The sequence below is a fragment of the Flexivirga sp. B27 genome, assembly GCF_052905685.1.
On record NZ_JBPYUM010000006.1, the window covers coordinates 91,612 to 98,096 of the forward strand.

The 6,485-nt window shown below is 67.6% G+C and carries 7 protein-coding genes; 5 read left to right on the forward strand and 2 right to left on the reverse strand.

What is annotated here, in order from left to right:
* The first annotated feature begins 10 nt into the window (after positions 1 to 10).
* From ACSZL9_RS18500 to ACSZL9_RS18510, 3 genes are read left to right on the forward strand one after another with little or no spacing between them, the layout of a single operon-like run.
* Positions 11 to 757, forward strand: coding sequence for an SDR family oxidoreductase (locus tag ACSZL9_RS18500; RefSeq protein ID WP_446667005.1), 747 nt, complete (start codon positions 11 to 13; stop codon positions 755 to 757).
* Positions 757 to 1,794 (forward strand): phosphotransferase family protein, encoded by a 1,038-nt coding sequence (locus ACSZL9_RS18505; protein WP_446667006.1) that lies wholly within the window; start codon positions 757 to 759, stop codon positions 1,792 to 1,794. The genes ACSZL9_RS18500 and ACSZL9_RS18505 overlap by 1 nt, the downstream gene beginning before the upstream one ends.
* Before the next feature lie 5 nt (positions 1,795 to 1,799).
* A complete protein-coding gene (locus ACSZL9_RS18510; protein ID WP_446667007.1) occupies positions 1,800 to 3,023 on the forward strand; it encodes an acyl-CoA dehydrogenase family protein in 1,224 nt (407 codons plus the stop codon).
* On the opposite strand, the gene ACSZL9_RS18515 is transcribed toward ACSZL9_RS18510, so the two are convergent.
* Together ACSZL9_RS18515 and ACSZL9_RS18520 are read right to left on the reverse strand one after the other, a co-directional pair.
* A complete protein-coding gene (locus ACSZL9_RS18515) occupies positions 3,020 to 3,313 on the reverse strand; it encodes a DUF3263 domain-containing protein (RefSeq protein ID WP_446667008.1) in 294 nt (97 codons plus the stop codon). The two genes, ACSZL9_RS18510 and ACSZL9_RS18515, sit on opposite strands and share 4 nt — an antisense overlap.
* A gap of 141 nt (positions 3,314 to 3,454) precedes the next feature.
* On the reverse strand, positions 3,455 to 4,813 hold the full coding sequence (locus tag ACSZL9_RS18520; protein ID WP_446667009.1) for a pyridoxal phosphate-dependent decarboxylase family protein: 1,359 nt from the start codon (positions 4,811 to 4,813) through the stop codon (positions 3,455 to 3,457).
* Positions 4,814 to 4,891: 78 nt separating this feature from the next.
* On the opposite strand from ACSZL9_RS18520, the gene ACSZL9_RS18525 reads away from it, so the two are divergent.
* Both ACSZL9_RS18525 and ACSZL9_RS18530 read left to right on the forward strand, forming a co-directional pair.
* A complete protein-coding gene (locus ACSZL9_RS18525; RefSeq protein WP_446667010.1) occupies positions 4,892 to 5,566 on the forward strand; it encodes a uracil-DNA glycosylase in 675 nt (224 codons plus the stop codon).
* Entirely contained in the window at positions 5,563 to 6,375 is an 813-nt protein-coding gene (locus ACSZL9_RS18530) for an SGNH/GDSL hydrolase family protein (RefSeq protein ID WP_446667011.1), read from the forward strand. Before ACSZL9_RS18525 ends, ACSZL9_RS18530 begins: the two co-directional genes overlap by 4 nt.
* The last annotated feature ends 110 nt before the right edge of the window (positions 6,376 to 6,485 follow it).

The following is a 6,485-nucleotide window of genomic DNA, read 5'->3' on the forward strand; positions in this document are numbered from 1 at the left end:
TCACCAGCAGATGAACGGCCTCACCGGAAAGACAGCGATCGTCACGGGCTCCAGCCGCGGCATCGGACTGGCCATCGCACAGCGCCTCGTCGACGAGGGCGCCAACGTCGTGATCACCGCACGCAAGCAGGAAGCCCTCGCGTCTGCCGCAGGTCGGCTCGGCGAGCACGCGACGTATGTCGCCGGCCACGCGGACGACACCGAGCATCAGCAGGAGACCGTGGCCAAAGCCATCGATGCGTTCGGCAGTGCCGACTTCCTGGTCAACAACACCGGTATCAACCCGGCCTACGGGCCGTTGATGGACATTGACACCGGCGCCGCGCGAAAGATCATGGAAGTCAACGTGATTGCCAGTCTGTCGTGGGTCAAGGCGATCCACTCCGCATGGCAGCACGAGCACGGTGGCGCCGTCGTCAACCTCGCGTCGATCGCCGGCTTGCGGCCCGCCCCCGGCATCGGGATGTATGGCGTCAGCAAGGCGGCACTGATCCATCTGACCGAGGAGTTGGCATGGGAGCTCGGCCCGGACACCCGCGTCAACGCGGTCGCTCCGGCGATCGTGAAGACCGACTTCGCCAAGGCGCTCTATGAAGGGCGCGAGGAGAAGGTCGCTTCGACATACGCCCTGAAACGCCTCGGAGTGCCCGACGACATCGGCAGCGTCGTGGCGTTCCTGTTGTCCGAGGACGCCGGCTGGATGACCGGTCAGACGCTGACCGTCGACGGCGGCGTGCTGCTCGGTGGTGGCATCTGATGGCAGATCTGCCCGGGCTGGATCTGCAAGCGCTGCAACACTTTTTGGCCGATGCTTCGCCCGGGTTGCTCGACGGTCCGCTCACCGCGGAGCTGATCGTCGGAGGCAAGTCCAACCTGACCTACATCGTGTCGGACGGGGCCCGCGAGGTCGTCGTGCGGCGGCCACCGCTGGGGCACGTGCTGGCGACGGCACACGACATGACTCGCGAGCACCGGGTGATGGATGCGCTCGCCGACACTCCGGTGCCCGTCCCGGAGATGTATGCCGCATGCACCGATGTCGACGTGATGGGGGCGCCCTTCTACGTGATGGAGCGCGTCGCCGGCACGCCTTACCGCACCGCCAGAGAGCTGAACCCCCTTGGCATGGAACGTGTTCGACGGATCGCTGATGCGGTCACCGACACGCTCGTCGACCTACATGCTGTGCAACCGGATGCTGTCGGCCTGGCGGACTTCGGCAGGCCGGAGGGCTACCTCGAGCGACAGGTGCATCGCTGGCGCCGCCAGATGGAGGGCTCCCGGTCGCGTGACCTCGCCGGCGAGGAGGAGCTGCACCAGCGACTCGCCTCCGCCATACCCGAGTCGAGCGAAGCGACGATCGTGCACGGCGACTTCCGGATGGACAACACGCTCATCGACGAGCACGACCGGGTGAGCGCCGTACTCGACTGGGAAATGGCGACATTGGGCGATCCGCTGGCCGACGTCGCGCTGATGCTCGTCTATCAGGCACTCGCCGACGTCGCGCCGGGCTCGGTCTCGACGGTCTCGCACGCGGACGGTCACCCGACGCGTGACGAGATCGTGCAGCGTTACAGCGAGCGATCCGGTCGGGACGTCAGCCACCTGGCCTTCCACGAAGCACTCGCCTACTACAAGCTCGCCGCGATCCTGGAGGGCATCTACTTCCGGCACCAGCACGGCCAGACCGTCGGTGCCGGCTTCGAAGACATCGGCAAGTCGACGGAGCCGCTGCTCGCGGCGGGCCTTGCCGTCATACGCGACTATCACAACGCTTCGAAAGGCGAATAACTGCAATGGATTTCGAGTTCGACGCGAAGACCGAGGATCTGCGCGCGCGAGTGCGTGAATTCCTCGACACCGAGATCACCCCCGCTGAGCCGGTCTTCGAGGAGCAACTCGCCGCCGCCGACGACCGGTGGGCGTGGAGCTCGCGGCCGATCCTGACCGAGCTGCAGGACAAGGCGAAGTCGGCCGGGCTGTGGAACCTCTTCCTCCCCGGCGACAACGGCGCCGGGCTGACCAACCTGCAATACGCCCCGGTCGCCGAGATCACCGGTCGGTCGTTCCTCGCGCCGGCCGTCTTCAACTGCGCCGCGCCCGACACCGGCAACATGGAGGTGCTGAACGAATTCGGCAGCCCGGAGCAGCAGGAGCGGTGGCTGAAACCGTTGCTACGCGGGGAGATTCGCTCATCCTTCGCAATGACCGAGCCGGACGTCGCGTCGTCGGACGCGACCAACATCGGCACCTCGATCGTCCGCGACGGCGACGAATACTTCATCAACGGGCGGAAGTGGTGGATCACCGGCGCGATGAACCCCGACGCCAAGATCTTCATCGTGATGGGCAAGACCGACCCGACCGCCGAGCGTCACCGCCAGCAGTCACAGATCCTCGTCCCGCGGGACACCCCCGGGCTGGAGATCGTCCGCGGCATGGAGGTCTTCGGGTATGACGACCACGACCACGGCGGCCACGCGGAGCTGGCGTTCCACGACGTGCGGGTGCCGGCCAGCAACCTGATCGCCGGTGAGGGCCTCGGGTTCGCGATCGCGCAGGCCCGCCTCGGGCCGGGCCGCATCCACCACTGCATGCGGTCGATCGGCCTGGCGGAGAAGGCGATCGAGCTGATGTGCGCACGCGCCGACTCCCGGACCCCCTTCGGCAGACCGCTGTCGGAGCAGGGCGTCATACGCGATTGGATCGCCGAGTCACGGGTGCGCGTGGAGCAGCTGCGACTGCTGGTGCTGAAGACCGCCTGGCTGATGGACACCGTCGGCAACAAAGGCGCGCACACCGAGATCCAGGCGATCAAGATCGCGACCCCGGACACCGTGCAGTGGATCCTGGACAAGGCCATCCAGGTGTATGGCGCAGGCGGCCTCTCGCAGGATTTCCCGCTCGCGAAGGCGTTCGCCGGCATCCGCACGCTGCGTTTCGCCGACGGCCCGGACGAGGTGCACAAGAACTCGCTGGCCCGCCGTGAGCTGCGTCGTCAGGCCGAAGCCAGAAACTAGTCGAGCTCGAAGCCCAGCCGACGGGCGGTGCGCTGCCGCATCCGGCCGGCGCGCAGCCGCTGCAGCCGCTTGACCAGCATCGGGTCGTACTTCAGCGCGGCAGGCGTGTCGATGACGGCATTGAGCACCTGGTAATAACGCGTGGAGCTCATGTTGAAGGTCTCGCGGATCGCCTGCTCCTTGGCACCCTGGAGCTTCCACCAGTTGCGCTCGAACGACAGGATCGCGGCATCACGCTCACTGAGTTCGGAGTTGTCCGACGGCATGATCTGCTGCTCCGCGGCGCTCATGCGATAGTCCCTTCATCTCGTGAGCGGGTGTCCGCCACCGATGATAGGCGCAGAATCACATCGATGTCATTCCGGCAAGCACCGCTGTCGGCATGTCGTGACAGATGTGACTCATGTGACGGCTGAGCGCTGCGGACCCGGTCAGACCATCGAATCCAGGATCGCGACGATGTCGTTCTCGGTGGTGTTGGGGTTGACGATCGCGAATCGCGCGATCGTCTCGCCGTCATGAGCACTCGGCACCACGAACGCCTCCTGCCGCTGCAGCAACCCGTCCGACCACTCCTGATAGTCCTGCGCGTCCCAACCGACCCGGCGGAACGCCACGACCGACAGGTCCGGCTCCCGCACCAACTCGAACTCGGGGCGCTCGTTGATCTGCCGAGCGGCGAACCGCGCGACGTCCAGGGTGCGCTCGATCGCCTCGGTGTAGGCGTCGGTGCCGTTGGCGACCAGCGAGAACCAGAACGGCAGGCCGCGGGCACGGCGGGTCAGCCCGACCGAGTAATCGGTGGGATTCCAGTCGGGCGCTTCGTTGAGCACGTCGAGGTATGACGCGTGCTGCGTGTGCGCCGCTCGCGCGAGCGCCGGGTCACGGTAGAGCAGGGCGCAGCAGTCGAACGGCGCGAAGAGCCACTTGTGCGGGTCGACGATGAAGGAGTCGCACAGCTCAACACCCTTGTAGCGCTTGCGGACACTGGGCGCAGCGAGACCGGCCCCGCCATACGCACCGTCGACGTGGAACCAGATGCCGAACTCCTGGCACACCGCAGCCACCGACTCCAGGTCGTCGATGACACCCAGGTTGGTCGTGCCGGCCGTGGCGACCACTGCGAAGAACGTCTCGGGTCCCTCACGCAGCAAGGCTTCCCGCAGCGCGTCACCGGTCAGCCGCAGCGTGTCGTCGGCGGGCACCGGCACGAGCTCGGCGTCCATCACCTCACAGGCCGAGGCGATCGAGGAGTGCGACCCGGCGGTCGCGGCCACGCGGAACGGCCGGGCGTCGTCCCGGCTGCGAGCTGCGTTCGCCCGCGCGGTCACCCGTGCCGCGACCAGCGCAGACAGGTTGCCGATCGTGCCGCCCTGCACGAAGCCACCGCCCGCACCCTCCGGCAGCCCGGCGAGATCGGCGATCCAGCGCAGCGCCTGGTTCTCGGCATACACCGCGCCCGCACCCTCCAGCCACGAGCCGGCGTAGATCGACGACGCACCGACGACGAGGTCGAACATCGCGGCCTCACGGGTGGGCGCGCACGGGATGAACGACAAGTAGCGCGGGTGGTCGATCGACAGACAGGCCAGCGCAAGCTCGTCCTCGAAGAGTTTCAATGCAGCCTGTCCGCCGATGCCGTCCGGCGAAATCGCCCCGCCCGCAACGGCATCCAGCTCCTCGACGGTCCTGGTGTTGTCCAGCGGCACGGGGTCGAGGGAGAGCCGCTCGGCGGCATACCTCAGGATCGCGCGGCCCAGGTCTGCGGTGTCTTCGGTGAAACGGTGCACCCGCCGAGTGTAGGGAGCGGCGACGAGCTACGTCTCCCCCACCGCCGCCGCTGCCACCCGCCTCGTTAGGTTGTCGGTATGACGGTGCGACCCCTCGATGAACTCGTCCACGAGTCGTGGCTGCCGGTGCTGGAACCCGTCGCCGACAAGGTGGCTGCGTGCGGTGAGTTCCTTCGTGCGGAGCTCGCCGCCGGGCGCGGCTACCTCCCCGACGGGGACAAGGTGTTGCGCGCGTTCGAGCTGCCGCTGGACGACGTGCGAGTGCTCATCGTCGGTCAGGACCCCTATCCCACGCCGGGTGACGCCGTCGGTTTGTCGTTCTCGGTGTCGCCCGACCGACCGGTCCCTGCGAGCCTGCGCAACATCTACCAGGAGCTGACGAACGACATCGGCTGCCCGCCGCCGAGCAACGGTGACTTGTCGCCGTGGGTCGGCCAAGGTGTGCTGCTCCTGAACAGAGTGCTCACGGTCCGGCCCGGTGACAGCGACAGTCACCACGACATCGGCTGGGAGCACGTGACGGCAGCAGCGATCAGCGGGCTGGTGCAGCGCGGCGGACCGCTGGTCGCGATCCTCTGGGGCGGGAAGGCACGCGCACTCAGCAAGCACCTCGGCTCCGTGCCATACGTCACCAGCGCGCACCCCTCACCGCTGTCGGCCTATCGCGGCTTCTTCGGCTCGCGACCGTTCAGCCAGGCGAACACCCTGCTCACCGAGCAAGGGGCCGAGCCGATCGATTGGAGTCTCCCGTGAGTCCGCAGCCGCGCCGCTGGCAGCGCTACGTCGCCATCGGCGACTCGTTCACCGAGGGCATGGTCGACGAGTCGCCCACCGAACCCGATGCGTATGTCGGGTGGGCCGACCGACTCGCAGCTGCGCTGGCCGCCGAAAACGCTTCTGCCGACTTACCGTTCGGCTACGCGAACCTGGCAATCCGCGGCAAGCTGCTCACTGATGTGACGGATCGGCAGACCGACGCTGCGCTCGAGCTCGAGCCCGACCTGGTGAGCATCGTCGCCGGTGGCAACGACTGCCTGCGCCCGCATGCGGACCTCGACACGTTGGCCGACGAGCTCGAGTCGGCGGTCGCCCGCATCCGGGCCACCGGTGCCGACGTCCTGATGGCCACGAGCTGCGACCCGACTTGGGCGCCGTTCCTGAAGGTGGTGGGTCGGCGGGTCGCCATACACAGTCTGAACGTGTGGGGCATCGCCCAACGGCAGGGTGCGTTCGTCCTCGACACGTGGACGTTGCGTTCGCTGCGCGACGTGCGCATGTGGGGACCGGACCGGTTGCACCTGTCGACTCTCGGCCACCAACGCGTTGCGGAGCAGGCAGCGTGGACGCTGGGTCTGCGTGAGGGACAACGGGATTGGGCGGTTCCGCTACCTCCGGCGCCATCCCTCACCCGGCTGGAAGCTGCGCAAGGGCACGCTGCGTGGGCGCGCACGCATCTCGCCCCGTGGGTTGAGCGGCGTCTCAAGCACGAGAGCTCCGGCGACAACCGGGCAGCCAAGCGCCCCGACGTCACCCCGGTCGAGGCACCCAACCTGGTCGAATAGGCGAGGCGCGCACAAGCTGGTCGAGTAGGCGGGGCGCGCGCAAGCTGGTCGAGTAGGCGAGGCGCGCGCAAGCTGGTCGAGTAGGCGAGGCGCTAGCCGAGCCGTATCGA